This is a genomic window from Pseudomonas fluorescens (assembly GCF_900215245.1).
Taxonomy (GTDB): domain Bacteria; phylum Pseudomonadota; class Gammaproteobacteria; order Pseudomonadales; family Pseudomonadaceae; genus Aquipseudomonas; species Aquipseudomonas fluorescens.
This window is the reverse complement of the sequence record NZ_LT907842.1, coordinates 3,886,863-3,905,126: the sequence shown is the minus strand read 5'-3', so window position 1 is coordinate 3,905,126 and position 18,264 is coordinate 3,886,863. Positions and strand designations below refer to the sequence as shown.

General features: G+C 61.2%; 19 protein-coding genes and 2 pseudogenes. 13 read left to right on the top strand and 8 right to left on the bottom strand.

Annotated elements, in window-relative coordinates; all coding sequences use genetic code 11:
* Positions 1 to 51: 51 nt before the first annotated feature.
* The 4 genes and pseudogenes from CPH89_RS18115 to CPH89_RS18100 all read left to right on the top strand — a co-directional run bounded on the left by CPH89_RS18115 (position 52) and on the right by CPH89_RS18100 (position 2,315).
* On the top strand, positions 52 to 945 hold the full coding sequence (locus tag CPH89_RS18115; RefSeq protein WP_053254864.1) for a LysR family transcriptional regulator: 894 nt from the start codon (positions 52 to 54) through the stop codon (positions 943 to 945).
* A gap of 17 nt (positions 946 to 962) precedes the next feature.
* A pseudogene (locus CPH89_RS18110) lies at positions 963 to 1,160 on the top strand (type II toxin-antitoxin system HicB family antitoxin); the annotation flags it as partial.
* 115 nt (positions 1,161 to 1,275) lie between these two features.
* Positions 1,276 to 1,776 carry a methylated-DNA--[protein]-cysteine S-methyltransferase gene (locus tag CPH89_RS18105; RefSeq protein ID WP_053254863.1) on the top strand — a complete coding sequence of 167 codons (501 nt, stop codon included), beginning with the start codon at positions 1,276 to 1,278 and terminating at the stop codon, positions 1,774 to 1,776.
* A 113-nt stretch (positions 1,777 to 1,889) separates the two neighbouring features.
* Positions 1,890 to 2,315 (top strand): low affinity iron permease family protein, encoded by a 426-nt coding sequence (locus CPH89_RS18100; protein ID WP_053254862.1) that lies wholly within the window; start codon positions 1,890 to 1,892, stop codon positions 2,313 to 2,315.
* A gap of 54 nt (positions 2,316 to 2,369) precedes the next feature.
* Here the strand turns inward: CPH89_RS18100 and CPH89_RS18095 are convergent, their stop codons facing one another.
* The 4 genes from CPH89_RS18095 to CPH89_RS18080 form a co-directional block, all read right to left on the bottom strand.
* Positions 2,370 to 2,897 carry a DUF4142 domain-containing protein gene (locus tag CPH89_RS18095; RefSeq protein WP_053254861.1) on the bottom strand — a complete coding sequence of 176 codons (528 nt, stop codon included), beginning with the start codon at positions 2,895 to 2,897 and terminating at the stop codon, positions 2,370 to 2,372.
* Positions 2,898 to 3,016: 119 nt separating this feature from the next.
* A complete protein-coding gene (locus tag CPH89_RS18090; RefSeq protein WP_053254860.1) occupies positions 3,017 to 3,658 on the bottom strand; it encodes a LysE family translocator in 642 nt (213 codons plus the stop codon).
* A gap of 54 nt (positions 3,659 to 3,712) precedes the next feature.
* Positions 3,713 to 4,123, bottom strand: a complete 411-nt coding sequence (gene fos, locus CPH89_RS18085; protein WP_053254859.1) for a fosfomycin resistance glutathione transferase — start codon at positions 4,121 to 4,123, stop codon at positions 3,713 to 3,715.
* A gap of 13 nt (positions 4,124 to 4,136) precedes the next feature.
* Complete coding sequence (locus CPH89_RS18080) at positions 4,137 to 5,054, bottom strand: LysR family transcriptional regulator (RefSeq protein ID WP_375232800.1); 918 nt, start codon at positions 5,052 to 5,054, stop codon at positions 4,137 to 4,139.
* Between the two features lie 77 nt (positions 5,055 to 5,131).
* Here CPH89_RS18080 and CPH89_RS18075 point away from each other — a divergent pair, with 77 nt between their 5' ends.
* On the top strand, positions 5,132 to 5,620 hold the full coding sequence (locus CPH89_RS18075) for a DMT family transporter (RefSeq protein WP_053254857.1): 489 nt from the start codon (positions 5,132 to 5,134) through the stop codon (positions 5,618 to 5,620).
* Here CPH89_RS18075 and CPH89_RS18070 read toward each other — a convergent pair.
* Positions 5,621 to 5,980: pseudogene (locus CPH89_RS18070) on the bottom strand (MFS transporter); the annotation flags it as partial.
* 14 nt (positions 5,981 to 5,994) lie between these two features.
* Positions 5,995 to 6,669, bottom strand: coding sequence for an NAD(P)H-binding protein (locus CPH89_RS18065; protein ID WP_053254855.1), 675 nt, complete (start codon positions 6,667 to 6,669; stop codon positions 5,995 to 5,997).
* Positions 6,670 to 6,764: 95 nt separating this feature from the next.
* Here CPH89_RS18065 and CPH89_RS18060 point away from each other — a divergent pair, with 95 nt between their 5' ends.
* Positions 6,765 to 7,952, top strand: a complete 1,188-nt coding sequence (locus tag CPH89_RS18060; RefSeq protein WP_053254854.1) for an MFS transporter — start codon at positions 6,765 to 6,767, stop codon at positions 7,950 to 7,952.
* On the opposite strand, the gene yiaY is transcribed toward CPH89_RS18060, so the two are convergent.
* Positions 7,919 to 9,067: an L-threonine dehydrogenase gene (yiaY, locus tag CPH89_RS18055; protein WP_053254853.1), complete on the bottom strand. Its 1,149-nt coding sequence runs from the start codon at positions 9,065 to 9,067 to the stop codon at positions 7,919 to 7,921. The genes CPH89_RS18060 and yiaY overlap by 34 nt on opposite strands.
* Positions 9,068 to 9,190: 123 nt before the next feature.
* Between yiaY and CPH89_RS18050 the strand changes: the two genes are divergently transcribed.
* Positions 9,191 to 10,207 (top strand): DUF4917 family protein, encoded by a 1,017-nt coding sequence (locus tag CPH89_RS18050; protein WP_053254852.1) that lies wholly within the window; start codon positions 9,191 to 9,193, stop codon positions 10,205 to 10,207.
* A gap of 53 nt (positions 10,208 to 10,260) precedes the next feature.
* Here CPH89_RS18050 and CPH89_RS18045 read toward each other — a convergent pair whose 3' ends face one another.
* Complete coding sequence (locus CPH89_RS18045) at positions 10,261 to 10,788, bottom strand: helix-turn-helix domain-containing protein (RefSeq protein WP_053254851.1); 528 nt, start codon at positions 10,786 to 10,788, stop codon at positions 10,261 to 10,263.
* Positions 10,789 to 10,947: 159 nt separating this feature from the next.
* Between CPH89_RS18045 and CPH89_RS18040 the strand changes: the two genes are divergently transcribed.
* The 6 genes from CPH89_RS18040 to CPH89_RS18015 all read left to right on the top strand — a co-directional run bounded on the left by CPH89_RS18040 (position 10,948) and on the right by CPH89_RS18015 (position 18,145).
* Positions 10,948 to 11,730, top strand: a complete 783-nt coding sequence (locus tag CPH89_RS18040; RefSeq protein WP_053254850.1) for an aldolase — start codon at positions 10,948 to 10,950, stop codon at positions 11,728 to 11,730.
* Between the two features lie 27 nt (positions 11,731 to 11,757).
* Positions 11,758 to 12,630 carry a dihydrodipicolinate synthase family protein gene (locus CPH89_RS18035; protein ID WP_053254849.1) on the top strand — a complete coding sequence of 291 codons (873 nt, stop codon included), beginning with the start codon at positions 11,758 to 11,760 and terminating at the stop codon, positions 12,628 to 12,630.
* A gap of 197 nt (positions 12,631 to 12,827) precedes the next feature.
* The gene (locus CPH89_RS18030; RefSeq protein WP_053254848.1) at positions 12,828 to 13,367 is read left to right on the top strand and encodes an RNA polymerase sigma factor; all 540 of its coding nucleotides are present in this window, start codon (positions 12,828 to 12,830) and stop codon (positions 13,365 to 13,367) included.
* The gene (locus CPH89_RS18025; protein ID WP_053254847.1) at positions 13,364 to 14,332 is read left to right on the top strand and encodes a FecR family protein; all 969 of its coding nucleotides are present in this window, start codon (positions 13,364 to 13,366) and stop codon (positions 14,330 to 14,332) included. Before CPH89_RS18030 ends, CPH89_RS18025 begins: the two co-directional genes overlap by 4 nt.
* A gap of 124 nt (positions 14,333 to 14,456) precedes the next feature.
* The gene (locus CPH89_RS18020) at positions 14,457 to 17,015 is read left to right on the top strand and encodes a TonB-dependent receptor (RefSeq protein ID WP_053254846.1); all 2,559 of its coding nucleotides are present in this window, start codon (positions 14,457 to 14,459) and stop codon (positions 17,013 to 17,015) included.
* Positions 17,016 to 17,245: 230 nt separating this feature from the next.
* Complete coding sequence (locus CPH89_RS18015; RefSeq protein WP_053254845.1) at positions 17,246 to 18,145, top strand: DMT family transporter; 900 nt, start codon at positions 17,246 to 17,248, stop codon at positions 18,143 to 18,145.
* Positions 18,146 to 18,264 lie beyond the last annotated feature (119 nt).

Genomic DNA, 18,264 nt, shown 5'->3' with positions numbered 1-18,264 from the left:
CGGGTCTTAAACCAATACCGATTTCGAACCGATCAATACCCAGGGAACAGGATGCTCGACCTACGCAAGCTGCGTTACTTTCTGACGGTCGCCGAAGAATTGCACTTCGGTCGAGCAGCACTTCGCCTGCACCTGGCGCAGCCGCCACTGACGCGGCAAATTTCAGCGCTGGAGGCGGAGTTGGGGTTCAAGCTGTTTGATCGCACCAGCCGCACGGTGACCCTCACGGCTCAGGGCCGTTCGTTCCTGCCCTATGCACGCGGCGTGTTGGAGCAGGTGGCATTGGCGCAGGTCATCGCCGGCAAACTGGCAGCGGGCACTGCGGGGCAATTGTCGCTGGGGTACGTCAGCTCAATCGCCTTGTCGGATCTGTTCAGCCAAGCGATCCAGACTTTTGCGCAAGGCTTTCCCGAAGTGCAGTTGACCTTGGTGGAGTGCGCGTCCGGCAGCCTCGGCGCGCGCGTGGCTGACGGGCGGCTGGATATCGGGCTAAGTCGCCTATTGCCGCAGAATCAAGAGGTACACGCACAATCGCTCGGTGAGGAACGCTTGGTGGCGGCCGTGTCCAGCGACAGCCCTTTGGCCGGCCAGCCTGATGTCAGTTTGGCGCAGCTCAGTGCATATCCGTTGATTCTGTTTCCGTCGGATTATGGGTCGGGGTTGAACCAGTCCATCGAGCAACTTTACCGGCACCACGGTGTGCCCCTGCGTGCCGGGCCGACCGGACGGCAGATCACTTCGATCATTGCGCTGGTGGCCGCCGGGCAAGGCGTGGCATTGGTGCCGGAATGCACGCAGAGCTTGATGAATAAGGGCGTTACGTATAAGCCGATGGCTGAGGTAGATGCCTGTGCTCAGTTGCTGGTGCTGACCCCTACGGCAAGAAAAAGCGTATTGGCTGATGCGTTTCTCGCGGTCCTTGCGCAGTCTTCACACACCCGGTAACCCTTCGAAAAACCTCGCAGTACGCCGGCTGCACGTGGGCCGTGGTGGACATTGATGTCACCAAGTACCTGGGCAAGGCTCACAAACTCAACATTACCCTGCCGGGTTATCTGTTGAATCGTATTGATGAATACGTGCTGAATCACCCGGAAGAAAAAAGCCGTTCGGGGTTTCTGGCATCTGCGGCGCTCAAGGTTCTGCAGCAGGAAGGATGATCAGTCACGCCGAGTAACGCCGCTAGCGGCTTTGAATTTGACCGCAAGAAACGTAGTTTGCCGATGAGCGTGTCGCCTTAGGCTTGAACCACACTCACCCAGCAGGAGTCCGCTCATGTCTTACCAATTCAAGCGCATGCCCTCCCCCGTCGGCCAGCTCACCCTGGTGGCGCGCGATGGCAAACTCAATGCCGTCCTCTGGGAAAAAGAGCGCGCCAACCGCGTGCGCCTGGGTGAGTTGCGCGAGGCTAACGACAGCGCTGTGCTCTTGGCGGCCGAGCAACAATTGAAGGAGTATTTCGCCGGCACCCGCCACCAATTCGAACTGGAACTGGACTTCACCGGCACCGCGTTCCAGAAGCAAGTCTGGCAGGCGCTGCTGACCATCCCCTTTGGCGAAACCCGCAGCTACAGCCAGATCGCCCAGCAGATTGGTAACCCGAAAGCCGTGCGTGCAGTGGGCGCTGCCAACGGGCGCAATCCGATCTCGATCATTGCGCCCTGCCATCGGGTGATAGGCGCCTCAGGCGGGCTGACCGGGTTTGCCGGTGGGCTGGAGGCCAAGCAGTATCTGCTCGCGTTGGAAGGTGCAGGCCAGGCGGAACTGGCGTTCTAAACGCCTGCACGACAAAAACGTACACGTTTGTCCACCCGCTCAAATGTAATAAGAAATTTCAAAGCACCCCTGCGGTCCATACTTTCATCACCCACCTTTTGAGGAAAACGGTCATGAAATTCTCCGCAGTCTCGCAGTCTCTGTCCCGCTGGGCAGGCAGTGCCCGGACGTTCTACGCCGCCGTCGCACTGATTTTCCTGTGGAGTCTGAGCGGGCCTTATTTCCACTACAACGACACTTGGCAGCTGATCATCAACACTTCGACCACCATCATTACCTTCCTGATGGTGTTTCTGATCCAGAACACGCAAAACCGCGACAATGACATCCTGCATATCAAGATTGATGAGCTGCTGCGCGTGTCCAAGGATGCACAAAACGCCGTGCTGAGCCTGGATGGCCTGGACCGCAAAGAACTGGAAAAACTGCGCAACGAATACCGCAGCATCGGGGCTACGCGCAGTGTCAGCCTGAACAGCAGTTGCGGTGAAACCGTCGACGATGCAGTCGCGAACAAAACCGATCTGAACCACGCATAAAAAAACGGCGGTTGGAGAGGATCCAACCGCCGCTGTTCATTTCAAGTCACGGGTTCAACCGTCGCCTTGATGACCTTTACCGTAGGTCGATGCCAACGCGCGGGCCTTCTGCAGACGCTCTTGCAACTTAGGCAGCGTCTCATCTACCAGCGCCTTTATTTCCGGTACATCCGATGCCGCGCCTTCCTGCTTGAACAAGGCGATGGCGTCTTCGTTTTCCTTGACCTGCTGCGCCGTGTAGGCAGCGTCAAAGGAGTCGCCGTCCTTGAGTTCGGGCATCAGGGTTTCGGCTTTGTCGGCGATCTTCTCGCGCGGGGCCACCGGCAAGTCGAGCTTCTTGGCAATCGCTGCCAGGTGCTGGTTGGCCAGGGTGCGCTCGTTGATGACCTCGATGGTGTAATCCTTGATTTCCTGAGACGAGGTTTTGGCGTGGGCCATGCGACTGGTTTCGATATCGGCCATGCCTTTGGCCGAAGCCTGCTCGATGAATTCAGCAGGCGACTGGGCGAAAGCATTGCTGGCGCCGAGGCCCAGCAGCATCGCGAAACTGGCGGTGCGTAACCGGATAGCCATGCGGCTCATGATGGGTTCCTCCAGGGCAAAAATAGGTGCGAGGACAGACACCTCACCCTGAATTCGAATTTTCAGGGCGGCAAAGGTTTAGAAAAAACTTGCCAGTGCGACGAACGGTCGTGGCTGCCTCAGGCCGGTTTGCTGGCAAACAGGCCCGGTAATGCGTGCGCGAGCGCGTTAATGGCAAAGCCGATAAACATCACGCCGCAGAGCTTGGTGATCAGGATTTCATGGCGCTGATACACCGTACGCACGCGTTGCGCCCCGACCACAGCGATCAGAATCGCATAAGCCAGCAGGCCACCGACAAAGCTCAGGAAGATCAATGACGGCAGCATTGCCCAGGTCAGCAGCTCGGCGCGGCTGGACAGCAATGCCGTGAACGTCGCCACCGCCACCGGGTAGGCCTTGGGGTTGGTCAAGCCAAACAAAATGCCGTGCCAAAACGGATGCCGCGCAGCGCCCTGGGGGGCGTCACTGCTACGCCGTTGCGTGCGAATGGCGCGCCAGCCGAGCCAGAACAAATACAACCCACTGAGCACACCCAACACATCAAATGCACTGCTACCGACTTCCCGTGCGCCAACAATGGCGATCAGCGCCGTACTGCACCACACCACATCCCCGAGCAAATGCCCGCACAGGAACCCTGCCCCGGCGCGACGCCCGCGCGCAGCACCGATGCCGAACACAGCCAGCACCCCCGGGCCCGGCGTAATGCCGTAGATAAAACCCGAAGCGAGGACGGCGAGCAACAAGGATGGGGTCATGGGCGCGACTCTGACAGACGGTTAAGAGGTGCAGGGATTCTGCACGTTCGGGTGCTACCGGTAAAACTGCATGCCTGCATATGGCTTGGCACGACAGGCTTGCAGACGCGAAGCCAAATTGCCGACATGCACCTCAAGCTTGTGCCCATCGGGGTCGAGGAAATAGAACGACGCACCTTCACTGCGGTTGTCGCGCCACTCCTGTACACCGCCGGCTCGCAGGCGCGCCACCAGCGCGTTGAAATCACCGGCATCCGCCGTGAACGCGTAGTGGGTGTAGTCAACTGCGGGTGCCGACACGCGCAACGGATCAAGCGACAAACACACCCACACACCGGGCAACGACAGGTAGGCGCCGTTGTCCCACGTGGCGTCGAGCTGAAGCTGCAACAGCTCATGGTAGAACCTGACGCTGCGGTTCACATCGGTCACGGCAAGGGTCAGGTGGTTGAGGCCTGAGAGCATGTTGGCATTCCTGTCATCGGTGGCTTGCGGACAATACACCCTGTACCTGCGCGATCAACCATTGCAACCCCGAATCCCCACCCCGCCGCGCATGCCACGCCAGCTCAAAGGCAAACGAGGGAATATGAAACGGTGGCGGCACGGCCAACAAATGCTGCTGATCGATGCTGAGCAACCCCCTGGATGAGACGGTCAGGATCAGGTCGGTGCCCTGGATCAACTGCGGCGCCACGCCCCAGTGCGGCAGGCTGATCGCCACATGCCGGCGCTCACGAATGGCCGTCAACGCGCGCTCGATTTCCGGGGTACCACTGCCGCGCATTTCCAGCAGTACATGCGGGCGCGACAGGTAGGTGGGCAGGTCGAGCGTGCCACTTTGCGGCAGGCTGTGGCGGTCCACCAGGCAGGTGTAATGCTCCTCAAACAACGGCGTGGTGCGCAGTTCGGCGGGCATATCGGGGAAGACCCCGGCCGCCAGGTCGATATCGCCATTGAGCACGCCGTCCACCATCCCTTCACGGCTGGCCTGGATGATTTGCAGGTCGATGCCGGGCGCTTCACGGCGTAACGTGCGCACCAAACCAGGCAGAAAAATGGCCGCGCTGTAGTCCGACATCGCCACGCGAAACCTGCGTTTGGCTGACGCCGGGTCAAACCGATTCGGTGCCAACAGGGCCTGCACCTGGGCCAGGGCTTCGGCCAACGGCGTCGCCAACTCCAGGGCACGCGCCGTCGGCACCAGCGTGCCGCCCTGGCGCACCAGCAACGGGTCATTCAATAGGTCTCGCAGGCGGGCCAATGCGTGGCTGACCGCCGGCTGGCTCAGGTGCAAACGCTCGGCGGCGCGAGTCACATGTTGCTCGCTGAGCAAGGCATCCAGAATCACCAGCAGGTTGAGGTCAATGCGGCGAAGATCATTCATCAACTGCATGCTCTGCATAAGAATTTGGAATTTAAATTTGCGCGACGAATAGCCTAGAGTCCAGTAAAACCTCTGGGAGAGTCGAAATGACCACGTTGCATTGGGTGGGTTTGTTAGCGCTGGCGGTGATTGCCGGGGCGGTGGTGCCGTTTCAAAGTGCAATCAATGCCAACCTCGGGCGCGGCCTCGGTCACCCCTTATGGGCCACGTTGGCCTCATTGCTGGTGAGCATCATCGTGTTGCTGCCGGTGATACTGGCCCTGCGTTTACCACTGCCGAGCCTGAGCTTTATCAGCCAGGCACCGCTGTGGATGTGGGCCGGTGGCGCATTTGGCGTGTGCTTCATTTCCCTGGCACTGATGCTGCTGCCCAAGCTGGGCGCGTCGGGGTTTATTGCACTGGCCATGGCCGGTCAGATCCTCGCCTCGCTGCTGCTCGATCACTTTGGCCTGTTCGGCCTGGCCGAGCGCCAACTCACAACGCCCCGTGTGCTGGGGGCGTTGCTGTTGATCGGCGGGGTGGCGTTGATTCAGTTCAGCAGCTCGCCCGCGCGGGCATTGGCAACGGCAAGCTGATCATCCCCTGTCCAACGTGCGCAGCTTTTGCGGCAAGCCCCACAGCAGCAGCGCTGCGGCCAACAGTGCGCACACGCCGATCACATACAGCGCCGGGGTGGTGCTGCCGGTGAGGTCCTTGATCCGCCCCACCATCACCGGGCTGACAATGCCGCCGAACTGGCCAAGGGTGTTGATCACCGCAATGCCACCGGCCGCACCGGCACCGGCGCCCGCCAGCAGTTTGGGGGGCAGGGTCCAGAACGTCGGGATCGAGGCGATAATGCCGGCGCCCAACATGCCCAGCGCGATGATCAGGAAGGTGGTGTGGTCGGCAAAGATGCCGGCACTGAAAAAGCCAATCGCACCCAGCACCACCAGGCTCTTGTGCAACATCAGCGACGCTCGGCGGCCAAGCGATTGATCTCGGCCTGCTCCACCACCGCGTGCGGCGCGCCATGGCGCACCGCCGCCAACATGGCCTGGCCGACGGTCTCGGTGCTGACCACCCAGCCGGGCTTGGCGCGACGCACAAACGAGAGCACCGGCCCGAGCACGGTATAGAAAGATTGGTACAACGGCGTCTTCGAGCGCACGCCATGCAAGGGCTGGATAACCCCCGGCCGAAACAGGTACACCGCCTTGAACGGCAGGCGCAGCAAGGCGTTTTCAGTCTTGCCTTTGATCCGCGCCCACATCGACTTGCCTGCCTCGGAGCTGTCGGTGCCGGCGCCGGACACGTAGATAAACGTCATTTGCGGGTTTAGCCGCGCCAGGGTACTGGCGGCGACCAGCGTCAGGTCATAGGTGAGGTGGGTGTACCGGGTTTCATTCATGCCCGCCGACGAAACACCAAGGCAAAAAAAGCACGCGTCAAACCCTTGCAGCAAGTTTTCCAGGGGCTGGAAATCCAGCATGTCGCTGTGCAACACCTGATGCAGCTTGTCGTGCTCCTGGGTCAACGGGGTGCGACCGACGGCGACGACTTCCTGGACGTCAGCCGCCAGCAGGCACTCGCGCAGCACGCCTTGGCCGACCATGCCGGTGGCGCCGAATAGGAGAACTCTCATTGGGTGGGTTCCTTGATGACAAACGATAAGCTGCACGTTAGAGACAAACACACTAGCAGCTTGTAGCTTACCGCTGAAAAAGGATAAGCCTGCCCTTGAAAAATACCACCACCCTCGCCCTCGCCTGCAGCGCCGCCTTCCTCGGTCAAGTCGGTATCAGCTGCTACCTGCCCGCCGTACCGGCGATTGCCCATGCCCTGCCCGCCGCCGAAGACCAGGTCGCATTGGCCCTGGCGGTGTACCTGGTGGGCATGGCATTGCCGATGTTGCTGTGGGGCAGCCTGGGCGAGCGGTTTGGAAGAAAGCCGGTATTGCTTGGCGCACTGGCGGTGTACGCACTGACGAGTGCGGCGATTCCGTCAGCGTTCAATATTGAGTCGTTCCTGGCGTTACGCCTGGTTCAGGGCCTGGGCGCGGGCGGCGTGTCGGTGATGGCCCGGGTATTGGTGCGTGACAGTTTCAGCGGTGCATTGCTGGCCAAGGGGTTGTCGTGGCTGGGCATGACCTTTGTCATCGCGTTGGGAATCGGGCAATTTGCCGGCTCGGTGCTGCAGGTGGCGTTCGGTTGGGAAGCGATTTTTTATGCGTTGGCAATCGGCGCTGTCGGGTTAATGCTGGTGTTGCAGCGGGTGGTGTTTGCGCCACAGGTAAAAGCCGATTCGTCGGTATCCGCGACGCGCATTTACGCGTCGATTGTGCGCCACCCGGCCTTCTTGCACGCCGCGTTGGCCGGCGGGTTGGGCTATGGGGTGATCATCGCGTTCAACACCTGTGCGCCGCTCATTCTGCAGGGCCATTTTGAGTGGAGCCCGGCCCAATATGGCTGGCTGGGTTGGCCGATCAGCGCGGCGTATCTTGCAGGCGGGTTGATGGTCAATCGCTGGGGCGCGCGCACCGGACGGTTGGCGATGATGAGTTGGGGCGTGGCCCTGGTGTTGTCAGGCACGGCCGTGATGCTGCTGGGCAGTGTGTTCAGCGACGGGTTGGCAGTGTTGCTGTGGCTGCCGTATTGCCTGGCGGTTTTTGGGCAGTCGATGAGTTACCCCATCAGCTTGTCGCTGGCCAATGATGAGTCGCCGGTGAGCGGTTCCTATGCCATGGCCTTGAGCGGCTTTATGCATCAATTGATGGCGGCGCTGATCGGCGGCGGCGCGAGCCTGCTGGTGAGTCAGCAGGCGTGGCCGATGGCGCTGTTGTGTGTAGCGTTGGCGGGCGGCGCATGTGTGTGCGCCGCCCGCTGCCGGGCCGATCAGAACGCGCTGCGAAATACCTCTTCGATCTGACGTTGATCGGCGCGCCGTGGGTTGGTCAACCCACAGGCGTCCTTCAACGCATTGGTCGCCAGCAGCGGAATATCCTGCAGCTTGGCGCCCAGCTCGCGCAGCCCGGCCGGGATCTCAACATCCAGGGCCAACGTGCGAATGGCCGCGATTGCCGCCTGGGCGCCCTCTTCCGGGGTAATGCCCTTGATATCGGCGCCCAAGGCGCGTGCCACGTCGCTCAAGCGTTTGGCGCAGACGCTGGCGTTGAAGCTTTGCACATGGGGCAGCAACACCGCATTGCACACGCCGTGGGGCAAGTCGTACAGGCCGCCCAGTTGGTGGGCCATGGCGTGCACAAAACCCAGGGACGCATTGTTGAACGCCATCCCGGCCAGGAACTGCGCGTAGGCCATGTTTTCCCGTGCGGCCATGTCGCTGCCATCGCGAACCGCCAGGCGCAGGTTGGCGCTGATCAGCTCGATGGCCTTGATCGCGCAGGCGTCGGTGATCGGGTTGGCGGCGGTGGACACGTAGGCTTCGATGGCGTGGGTCAAGGCGTCCATGCCGGTGGCGGCGGTGAGGCCCTTGGGCATGCCGACCATCAGCGCGGGGTCGTTGACCGACAGCAGTGGCGTGACGTTGCGGTCGACGATGGCCATTTTCACGTGGCGGGTTTCGTCGGTGATGATGCAAAAGCGCGTCATCTCGCTGGCGGTGCCGGCGGTGGTGTTAATGGCCACCAGCGGCAGTTGCGGCTTGCTGGACTGATCGACACCTTCGTAGTCGCCGATATGCCCGCCATTGGTGGCGCACAGCGCGATACCCTTGGCGCAGTCATGGGGCGAACCGCCGCCCAGGGACACCACGAAATCGCAGTGGCTGTGCTGCAACAGCGCCAGGCCTTTTTCGACGTTTTCCACATTGGGGTTGGGCTTGGCACCGTCGTAAATCACCGAGTCGATGTCCTGCATCGCCAGCTTCTCGGCGATCATGCTGGCCACGCCCGCCTTGGCAAGGCCGGCGTCGGTGACAATCAGTGCCTTGCGAAAGCCATAATTGCGGATGGCGATCATGGCTTCGTCGAGACAGTCGATGCCCATGATATTGACGGCGGGGATGAAGAAGGTGCTGCTCATGGCGAATCCTCAGAGGCGTTATAGGTACAGGATCAACCTCACTTGCCTGCGGCATCTTGACCAAGATCAACTCCGGCTCGTGATAAAGTCACCACCCAGCCGATTTCGAGTAGACCCGCCGCAATGAAGGATTTCCAGGATATTGACGCCCACCTTGAAGACTGGAGCGCGCTGCGCAGCAGCGTGGACTTCAATGGGATTCTGATCGGCAACGGCGCCAGCCGGGCGATTTGGGAAGACTTTGCCTACGACTCGCTGTTTGAAAACGCACGCACCGTCGAGGAAAAACCCCTGAGCGCATCCGAGCTGAGTGTGTTTGACGCCCTGCAAACCCGCAGTTTCGAGCAAGCACTGGGCGCATTGAAAACCACTAGCCGGGTCAACAAGGCCCTGGCGGTCAGCTCGGCCGCGCCGCGCAATCGCTACTATGCGATCAAGGAAGCGTTGATCAACACCATCCACGCCGTGCACATTCCGTGGCGCCTGGTGCAGCCGTCGACGCTGGCGACGATCAACGCGGAGCTGGCCCGCTACGCCAGCGTGTTCACCAGTAACTACGACTTGCTCAACTACTGGGCGATCCTGCACACCCCGGGCATTGATGACCTGTTCCGCAGCGCCGACGCCAGCTTCGACCTGCGCAACACGCACACCGACGCCACGCGCATCCTCTACCTGCATGGCGGCCTGCACCTGGTGCGCAACCTCGACGGCACGGCGCGCAAACTGCCGTCCACCGACAGCACCTTGCTCAGCAGCTTTGCGATCAACAACACGATCAAGACCCTGGACGATGTGCCGCTGTTTGTCAGCGAAGGCAACGTGGAAGAGAAGCTCAAGACCATCCGCAGCTCGGACTATCTGTCGTTCTGTTATGAGCAACTGCTCAGCCATGAGGGCTCACTGTGCGTCTTCGGCCATGATTTGGGGCCGCAGGATACACACCTGGTGGATGCGCTGCGCCAGGCCAAGCTGACCACCCTGGCGATTTCGGTATCGGGGCGCAGCGACGGGTTTATTCGTCAGCAGAAACGCCGGTATGCGGCGTTGTTTGAGGGCAGCGGTGTGGCGCTGAAGTTTTTTGCGGCGCGCACGCATCCGCTGGGTAATTCGGCGCTCTCGGTGCCGGTCGAGCGCTGATCACCTGAACAAAGCAGCTCCCACATTGATTGCATTTCAACTAGTGATCGCAGTCATTCCTCAGCGCTGTGCACCACCACCAACAACTGCGCCTGCACCTCCCCAACCGAGCGAAGCCGGTGAGGCTTTTGCGCGTTGAAGTGCAGCGCGTCACCCCGCTCCAGAATCACCCGTTCGTTCATGAAATCCACTTCCACCCGGCCTTCATGCACGAACAGAAACTCCTCTCCCACATGCTCCTTGAACGTCTTGTCGGTGAACTCCGCCGGCGGGTAGATGATGAACGGCAGCAGGCTGCGCTCACTGACCTGATGGGCGAGCACCGCATAACCCGGCGCGGTGTCCGGCCGCTCATGGCTGCGCACCAGGCTGTAGCTGTCGAGGCTGACGCTGTCTTCGCTGAACAGTTCTTCGACCTTCACGTTCAAGGCTTTGGCCAGTTTCAGCGCGGCGGCAATCGACGGCGTGTTGAGCCCGCGCTCGACTTTCGACAGGTAACTCTTGGTCATCCCGGACTTTTCGGCCAAGGACTCCAAGGTTACCCCAAGTTTTTTTCTCAATAATTTCAAACGGATAGACATTTTATGCAGTTAATCCATGCAGAAAAGCGAGAGCTGCGCTTGCCAATGACACAATGTGTCATATAGCATCTTTAGTGTCATTTGCATTCACCCAACAGCCTTGCTCGCGCTGGAGACCCGCAAATCCGACGTCCATTGAACCACCCAAAGGACACCGATATGGCCAAGACATTAGCACTCCCCAAAGAGCAACTGGTCAAGCAAGCGCTGATCCAGATGCAAAATTCACTGGCGGATAATACGTGGACCGACCGGCAAAAGCTGGCGCTCACCTGTCGCATCCTGTTCGAACATGGCCACGACTCCGGCCTGGCCGGGCAGATCACCGCGCGAGGCCCCACGCCTGGCACTTATTACACCCAGCCACTGGGCCTGGGGTTTGACGAAATCACCGCCGGCAACCTGTTGCTGGTCAATGAGGACCTGGACGTCCTGGAAGGCCACGGCATCCCCAACCCGGCCAACCGTTTTCACACCTGGGTATACCGTGGGCGGCCGGATGTGAACTGCATCATCCATACGCACCCCACCCATATTGCCGCGCTGTCGATGTTGGAAGTACCGCTGCAGGTGTCGCACATGGACCTTTGCCCGCTGTACGAAGACTGCGCTTTCTTGGAAGCCTGGCCGGGCGTGCCGGTGGGCAATGAAGAAGGGCAAATCATCACCACGGCGCTGGGCGACAAACGCGCGATTTTGCTTTCGCATCACGGCCAACTGGCCACCGGGGCGAGCATCGAAGAAGCCTGCGTGATCGCGCAGTTGATTGAGCGCGCGGCCAAGTTGCAGTTGCTGGCGATGGCCGCGGGCACGATCAAGCCGATCCTGCCGGCGCTGGGCCGCGAGGCCCATGCCTGGATCTCCAAGCCCAAGCGCCACGGCGCCGCGTTCAATTACTACGCCCGGCAGAGCCTGCGCCAACACGCCGACTGCTTGAACTGATTGCCCTTTTTTGACTGGAGACTTCCCATGCCCACACCCGCTATTCACGGCATCATCGGATACACCATCACGCCGTTCAGCGCCGACGGCCAACGCATTGACCTCGACGCCCTGGGCCGCTCCATCGACCGTTTGATCGACAGCGGCGTGCATGCCATCGCGCCCTTGGGCAGTACCGGCGAGGGCGCCTACTTGAGCGACGCCGAGTGGGATGAAGTGAGTGCCTACAGCCTGGCGAAAATCGCCAGGCGCGTACCGACTATCGTCAGTGTGTCCGACCTGACCACCGCCAAGGCCGTGCGTCGCGCCCGTTACGCCGAGTCCAATGGCGCCGATGTGGTGATGGTACTGCCGACCTCGTACTGGAAACTCAGCGAAGCAGAAATCCTCGCCCACTATGCCGCGATTGGCGAGAGCGTCGGCGTGCCGATCATGCTCTATAACAACCCGGCCACCAGCGGCACGGATATGTCGGTGGAGTTGATTCTGCGCATCGTCCAGCACGTCGAAAACGTGAGCATGGTTAAGGAAAGCACTGGGGATATTCAGCGCATGCACCAGTTGCATCGGCACAGTGACGTACCGTTTTACAACGGCTGCAACCCGCTGGCCCTGGAAGCCTTTGCGGCGGGCGCAAAAGGATGGTGCACGGCGGCGCCGAACCTGATCGCGCCGCTCAACCTGGCGTTGTACGAGGCGGTGTTGGCCAATGATCTGAGCAAGGCGCGCGAACTGTTCTACCGCCAGTTGCCGCTGCTGGAATTCATCCTCAAGGGTGGGTTGCCGGCGACGATCAAGGCCGGGTTGCGTTTGACCGGGTTGGACGCGGGTGATCCAAGGTTGCCGGTGTTCCCCTTGGGTGCAGCGGGGGTCGAGCAGCTTAGGACATTACTGCGATAGAGCCGTGGCCTCCTGTGGGAGCTGGCTGGCCTGCGATAGCATCTCCTCGGTTTAGCTGACAAATCGAGGTGCCTGCATCGCAGGCAGGCCAGCTCCCACATTTTGACCGAGTTCATTCATTACACAGCGACAAATGACAATAATTCTCGATATCATTCATGGCTTATCTACGTCGTACTTCGTCAAGAAGGATAGCCATGTCTCGTCCCAAGCCCGACCCGTTGTCGGTCGATGCCTTTCGCAGGTTCTATGCAGACATTCTGTATTTCCTGCGCAAACGCACGGACAACGCCAGCGACGCGGCGGACATGACCCAGGATGTCTTCACCCAGTGGCTGGACTACCGCGACCGCGCCAAGGTCGAGCAGCCACGGGCATTTCTGTTCCAGATGGCGCGCAACCTGCTGCGCGATCACTGGCGTAAACAGAAGGTACGGCACATCGCCTACGCTGACCCGGCCGATCCCCACGCCGAGCCGCTCACCGATGAACAAAACGACCCGATGGCCGCCGCGCAGCGCCTGCAACGCCTGGAACAGTTGAAAGAAGTCCTCGCCGAACTCTCGCCCCGCAGGCGAGAAGCCCTTATGCTGCATCGCTTCGAAGGCCTGAGTCAGGCGCAGATCGCTGAGCGCATGGGCATTTCGACCAGCATGGTCGAAAAGCACATCGCTTTCGCCCTGCTGCATTGCAAGCGACGTCTTCACATTGACCCCGGCACGGAGCAGCCAGAATGAACCGCTTGAGCGACATCGACGCCCTGGACATCGAAGCGAGCGACTCCATCGATGCCCAAGCCGCCAGCTGGTTCGCGCGCAACCGCAATGACCCGGCGCGTGCCGACCGCAAAGCCTTCGCCGCCTGGCAGGCCGAGCCTGCCCATGCCCGCGCCTACGCCGAATTCGAGCAACTGTGGGCCGACCTCGCCCAGTTGCAGCAACTGAACCAACCCGTGCCACTGCCCACGCGCAAACCCTCGTTCTGGCGCCCCGCCCTCGCCACCGCGGCAGCGCTGGTCTGCGCAGTGCTGACCAGCCACATCGGCGCGCCTCGTGAGCTCTACCACAGCCAAATCGCCGGGCACGCCAAAGGCATGCGCACGCTCAACCTGCCCGATGGCAGCACGCTGTATGTAAATGCCAACACCCACCTGCGGGTGGATTTCAACGCCCATCAACGCATCCTGCATCTGGACAAGGGCCAGCTGTACATCGAGGTCGCGGCCGACAAGGAACGGCCGTTGTACGTGCAAGCCGGCGCAGCCAACGTGCGGGTAGTCGGCACCGGGTTTGATGTGCGGCGCAGCCAGCAGCAACTGGTGATCAGTGTCGCCCATGGCCAGGTCGCCTTCGAAGCGGACGCCAAAAGCCCCGTCACCGTGCTCGGTGCGCAGCAACGCGCGACTTACAGTTACGCCAAAGGCACTGTTCAACAGCAAACCCTTACCGGCGAAGAAGTCGCCGATTGGCGCAGCGGGCACCTCTCATTTCGCAATCGCGACCTGGCCAGCCTCATTGACGAGTTGAGCCTCTACCGGCCCCAGGCACCGTTACAGGTCAGCAAAGCCGTGGCGCAACTGAAAGTCTCGGGCAATCTGGATGTGAATGACCCGGACGCTCTGCTCAATGCCCTGCCTGCCCTGCTGCCGGTCAAGGCCGTGGCGTCGGCCGACGGCATCTTAAGAATCGAGCCGACCCAGTAGGGCTCACACCCATTTGAGAATATTTTGCATTCGCAGGTGTGGATTTTTTGGCCTGCGCCGTCTTCCTCCCGACTGTGCTTGATACGCACACCTTTTTGGCTAGTTAGCCGCCCCGGGGGATTCCATGTTTCGCGCGCCTTGCCACGCTTTGCACCTGTTTCTTCGACCGTCCGTTATTGCCAGCTGCCTGGCGTTCAGCCTCAGTGCGCAGGCCGAGACATTCACGCTGCAACTGCCCGCCCAGTCGCTGGCCACCTCGCTGAGCCAAGTGGCGCAGCAAGCGAAAATCCAGCTGCTGTTCGATGAAGCGCTGCTCAAGAACGCGCAGGCACCGGCACTCAACGGTGCGTTCACCGCAGAAGTGGCGATTCGCACCCTGCTGAAAAACAGCGAGTTCAGCCTGATCAGAGTCGGCACCACTTACATCGTGCGCCCCGCCGAAGACAAAACCCGCTACAGCGGCGCGATCCAGCTCGACGCCCTCAGCGTGATAGGCACCGGTAACGACGTCGACGCGAGCACCGTCAACCGCTCGACCCTGACCCAGGCCGACATCGACCGCTACCAGTCAAATAACATCCCCAGCCTGTTGCAGACCTTGCCCGGCGTGAGCCAGGGCGGTTCGTTGAAACCCGGCGGCCAGACCATCAACATCCGCGGCTTCGGTGATGCCGAAGACGTACCGCTGACCGTCGACGGCGCCACCAAGAGCGGCTTCGAGCGCTACCAGCAAGGTACCGTGTTTATCGAGCCGGAGTTGATCAAAAGCATCGAGGTCGAAAAAGGCCCCAACTCGCCGTTCACCGGCAACGGCGGGTTTGGCGGCACGGTCAACATGACCACCAAGGACGCGCCGGACCTGCTCCAGGACGGTCGCAACAGCGGCGCCATGCTCAAATATGGCTACTCCAGCAATGACCACGAACAGGTCTACAGCAGTGCCGTGTATGGCCGCACCGACGACGCTCGTTTTGACGCGCTGGCTTACCTGACCCAACGCGACGGCGGTGATATGAAAGTGGCCGGCAAGTTGCCCAACGACAACAACGAGTACCCGGTCAACCCTCAGCGCCTGCCCAACAGCGCCCAGGATGTGGACGGCAAACTGTTCAAGGTCAACGCGCACTTCACCGATGAGCACAGCGTTGGCCTGTCCTACTCGCGGTCCCACAGCAATCGCTGGACACCCTTCTCCGCTGCCAGCTACCCGACGCCGCCGACCCAGGCCAACATCGACCGTTACGGCTACGAAGGTGCGTTGAAGCGCTTTTTAGCCCACCGCGACACCGTCGACACCACCTGGTCGGGCAAGTACGAATACACGCCGCTGGATAACCCGCTGGTGGACCTGACCGTCAAGTATTCGCAGTCCAACACCGACCAGACCGACGAGCGCGACGCCAGCGCGTTTTTCCAACTGGCCAGCGGCGGGCGCAAGATGGACACTGCCTACACCGACAAGCACCTCGACATCCGCAACGTCAGCCTGTTCGACAGCGGGCCGTTGCAGCACGCGCTGACCGTCGGCGGGCAGGTTCGCAGGCACAGCCGCGAAACCGAGATGTGGATGCCTGGCGCCACGTACAACACCGCGCGCTATCACTATGGGCATTTCCAGCCAGGCTTCATGCCCCACGGCAAGGTCGATACCCACAGCGTCTTTGTGCAGGATGCGGTGACCGTCGGCGAGGTGACCCTCACTCCCTCCCTGCGCTACGACCACGTGCGTAACCGTGGCGAAGGCAACGATGCGCCGTACTACAACAACCCCGACCCAGCCTTCGGCCACGACTACAGCGACCGCACCTACACCGGCTGGTCACCGCGCCTGGCGCTGTTCTGGAACGTCACCCCGCACCTTGGGCTGTTCGCCAACTGGAGCAAAACCTGGCGCGCGCCGGTCATCGACGAACAGTACGAAGTGCAAGGCCTGGGCAGCCGCACGGCCACCAGCGTTGACCTCGACCCCGAGCGCATCACGTCGATCACCGTGGGCAGTGTCGTCAGCTTCGATAACGTGCTTGCCCAAGACGACAACCTGCAAGTGCGCACCACCGTGTTCCACAACAAAGTCGAAGACGAAATTTTCAAAGCCACCGGCGTCGGCTGCCAGAACCAGGCCATCAATGGCGGCACGATTTCCAGCGCCTGCCCAGCGGGGGCAATGCCCAACTACCGCAACATCGGCGGCCTGACCATCAAGGGCTTCGAGCTCGAATCGTTCTACAACTCCACCTACCTGTTCGGCTCGGTGTCGTTCGCCTACGCCAAAGGCGAACACCAGGGCGCCTACACCAACCCGTGGGGCCCGGACGTGCCGGCACGTGACATTCCACCGACCAAATGGGTGCTGGTACTGGGCACCCACATTCCAGCCTGGGATGCTCAGGTGGGCTGGATGGGCCAGTTCATCGGCGCGACCCATCGCTTGCCGAGTGACAAATATTCCGGCGGCCCCGGCAGCAGTTTGGGCGACCTGTTCTACGACCAGTACGGCAACAAGGCCTACAACACCCAAGGCCTGTTCGCCAAATGGAAACCGCAACAGGCTTACCTCAAAGGCACCGAAGTGAATGTCACCGTCGACAACCTGTTCAACAGTAACTTCCGCCCGGCCCTGAGCGGCGACCGTGCCTACACCAAAGGCCGCGATGCGAAGATCAGCATTACGCGGTTCTTCTAATAGACCGGGCTGACGCCCTCGCAGGCAAGCCAGCTCGCACAGCAGCTTTCGGTCCGCCAGGCCGTAGCGGTCCAACCCGGGAGCCGGGCTGACCCGCAACGGCGGCGCGCCTGCCCGCGGTGAGAGTGGAACTGTACGGATCAATCTGCGACCAGCTGTAGGCCCGCGTTTGGCGGGGGTTGTGGCTAGATGGGCGTTCCTTGAAGCCCTCCAGATTCTGGTCCCGACTCATGAGTTCGCGCGAAAACACCGGCATGGCCCTCGGCTTGCTGGGCGTCATCATCTTCAGCCTGACCCTGCCCTTCACGCGCATCGTGGTGCAGGAAATCCACCCGTTGCTCAACGGCCTGGGTCGCGCGTTGTTCGCGGCGGTGCCGGCGGCGGCGCTGTTGCTGTGGCGCCGTGAGCGCTGGCCGACCTGGCGCCAGGTACGCGGGTTGTGCCTGGTCATCGCCGGCGTGATTCTCGGTTTCCCGGTGCTGTCGGCCTGGGCCATGCAAACCTTGCCGGCGTCCCATGGCGCTCTGGTCAACGGCCTGCAACCGCTGTGCGTGGCGCTGTATGCGGCGTGGCTGTCCCATGAGCGGCCGTCGAAAGCCTTCTGGGCCTGCGCGGCGTTGGGCAGTGCGTTGGTGTTGAGTTACGCGTTGATCACCGGCGCCGGCAGTATCCAGGCCGGTGATTTGTTGATGCTCGGCGCAATTGCCGTGGGCGGCCTGGGTTATGCCGAAGGTGGCCGGCTGGCCAAAGAGATGGGTGGCTGGCAGGTGATCTGCTGGGCACTGGTGCTGTCGACGCCGGTGTTGATCGGCCCGGTGTGGTACCTGGCGGCGCAGCACCAAGGCGCAATTTCCATGCGCACCTGGTGGGCGTTTGGCTATGTGTCGCTGTTCTCGCAGTTCCTGGGGTTTTTTGCCTGGTACGCCGGGCTGGCCATGGGCGGCATTGCACGGGTCAGCCAGATTCAGCTGTTACAGATTTTCTTCACCATCGCGTTTTCGGCGTTGTTCTTTGGTGAACATATCGAGCCGATTACCTGGGTGTTTGCCTGCGGGGTGATCGTGACGGTGATGCTCGGGCGCAAGACGGCGGTGCAGGCTGCACCCCTTCCCAAGCCGAACGCTATTTAATGTGAAAGCAGGCCTGTGTAGGAGCTGGCTTGCCTGCGATGCAGGCAACTCGGTCTGTCAGAAAACCGAGGTGATGCCATCGCGGGCAAGCCCGGCTCCCACATTTGATTTGCAGCGTT

Excerpts from the sequence above, each read along its gene's own strand:
- CPH89_RS18035 (WP_053254849.1), top strand. The coding sequence starts at position 11,758 with ATGCCCACACCCGCTATTCACGGCATCATCGGATACACCATCACGCCG.
- CPH89_RS18040 (WP_053254850.1), top strand. The coding sequence starts at position 10,948 with ATGGCCAAGACATTAGCACTCCCCAAAGAGCAACTGGTCAAGCAAGCG.
- yiaY (WP_053254853.1), bottom strand. The coding sequence starts at position 9,067 with ATGAGCAGCACCTTCTTCATCCCCGCCGTCAATATCATGGGCATCGAC.
- CPH89_RS18090 (WP_053254860.1), bottom strand. The coding sequence starts at position 3,658 with ATGACCCCATCCTTGTTGCTCGCCGTCCTCGCTTCGGGTTTTATCTAC.
- CPH89_RS18095 (WP_053254861.1), bottom strand. The coding sequence starts at position 2,897 with ATGAGCCGCATGGCTATCCGGTTACGCACCGCCAGTTTCGCGATGCTG.
- fos (WP_053254859.1), bottom strand. The coding sequence starts at position 4,123 with ATGCTCTCAGGCCTCAACCACCTGACCCTTGCCGTGACCGATGTGAAC.
- CPH89_RS18015 (WP_053254845.1), top strand. The coding sequence starts at position 17,246 with ATGAGTTCGCGCGAAAACACCGGCATGGCCCTCGGCTTGCTGGGCGTC.
- CPH89_RS18115 (WP_053254864.1), top strand. The coding sequence starts at position 52 with ATGCTCGACCTACGCAAGCTGCGTTACTTTCTGACGGTCGCCGAAGAA.
- CPH89_RS18075 (WP_053254857.1), top strand. The coding sequence starts at position 5,132 with ATGACCACGTTGCATTGGGTGGGTTTGTTAGCGCTGGCGGTGATTGCC.
- CPH89_RS18065 (WP_053254855.1), bottom strand. The coding sequence starts at position 6,669 with ATGAGAGTTCTCCTATTCGGCGCCACCGGCATGGTCGGCCAAGGCGTG.
- CPH89_RS18045 (WP_053254851.1), bottom strand. The coding sequence starts at position 10,788 with ATGTCTATCCGTTTGAAATTATTGAGAAAAAAACTTGGGGTAACCTTG.
- CPH89_RS18105 (WP_053254863.1), top strand. The coding sequence starts at position 1,276 with ATGTCTTACCAATTCAAGCGCATGCCCTCCCCCGTCGGCCAGCTCACC.
- CPH89_RS18050 (WP_053254852.1), top strand. The coding sequence starts at position 9,191 with ATGAAGGATTTCCAGGATATTGACGCCCACCTTGAAGACTGGAGCGCG.
- CPH89_RS18030 (WP_053254848.1), top strand. The coding sequence starts at position 12,828 with ATGTCTCGTCCCAAGCCCGACCCGTTGTCGGTCGATGCCTTTCGCAGG.
- CPH89_RS18025 (WP_053254847.1), top strand. The coding sequence starts at position 13,364 with ATGAACCGCTTGAGCGACATCGACGCCCTGGACATCGAAGCGAGCGAC.
- CPH89_RS18080 (WP_375232800.1), bottom strand. The coding sequence starts at position 5,054 with ATGCAGTTGATGAATGATCTTCGCCGCATTGACCTCAACCTGCTGGTG.
- CPH89_RS18020 (WP_053254846.1), top strand. The coding sequence starts at position 14,457 with ATGTTTCGCGCGCCTTGCCACGCTTTGCACCTGTTTCTTCGACCGTCC.
- CPH89_RS18100 (WP_053254862.1), top strand. The coding sequence starts at position 1,890 with ATGAAATTCTCCGCAGTCTCGCAGTCTCTGTCCCGCTGGGCAGGCAGT.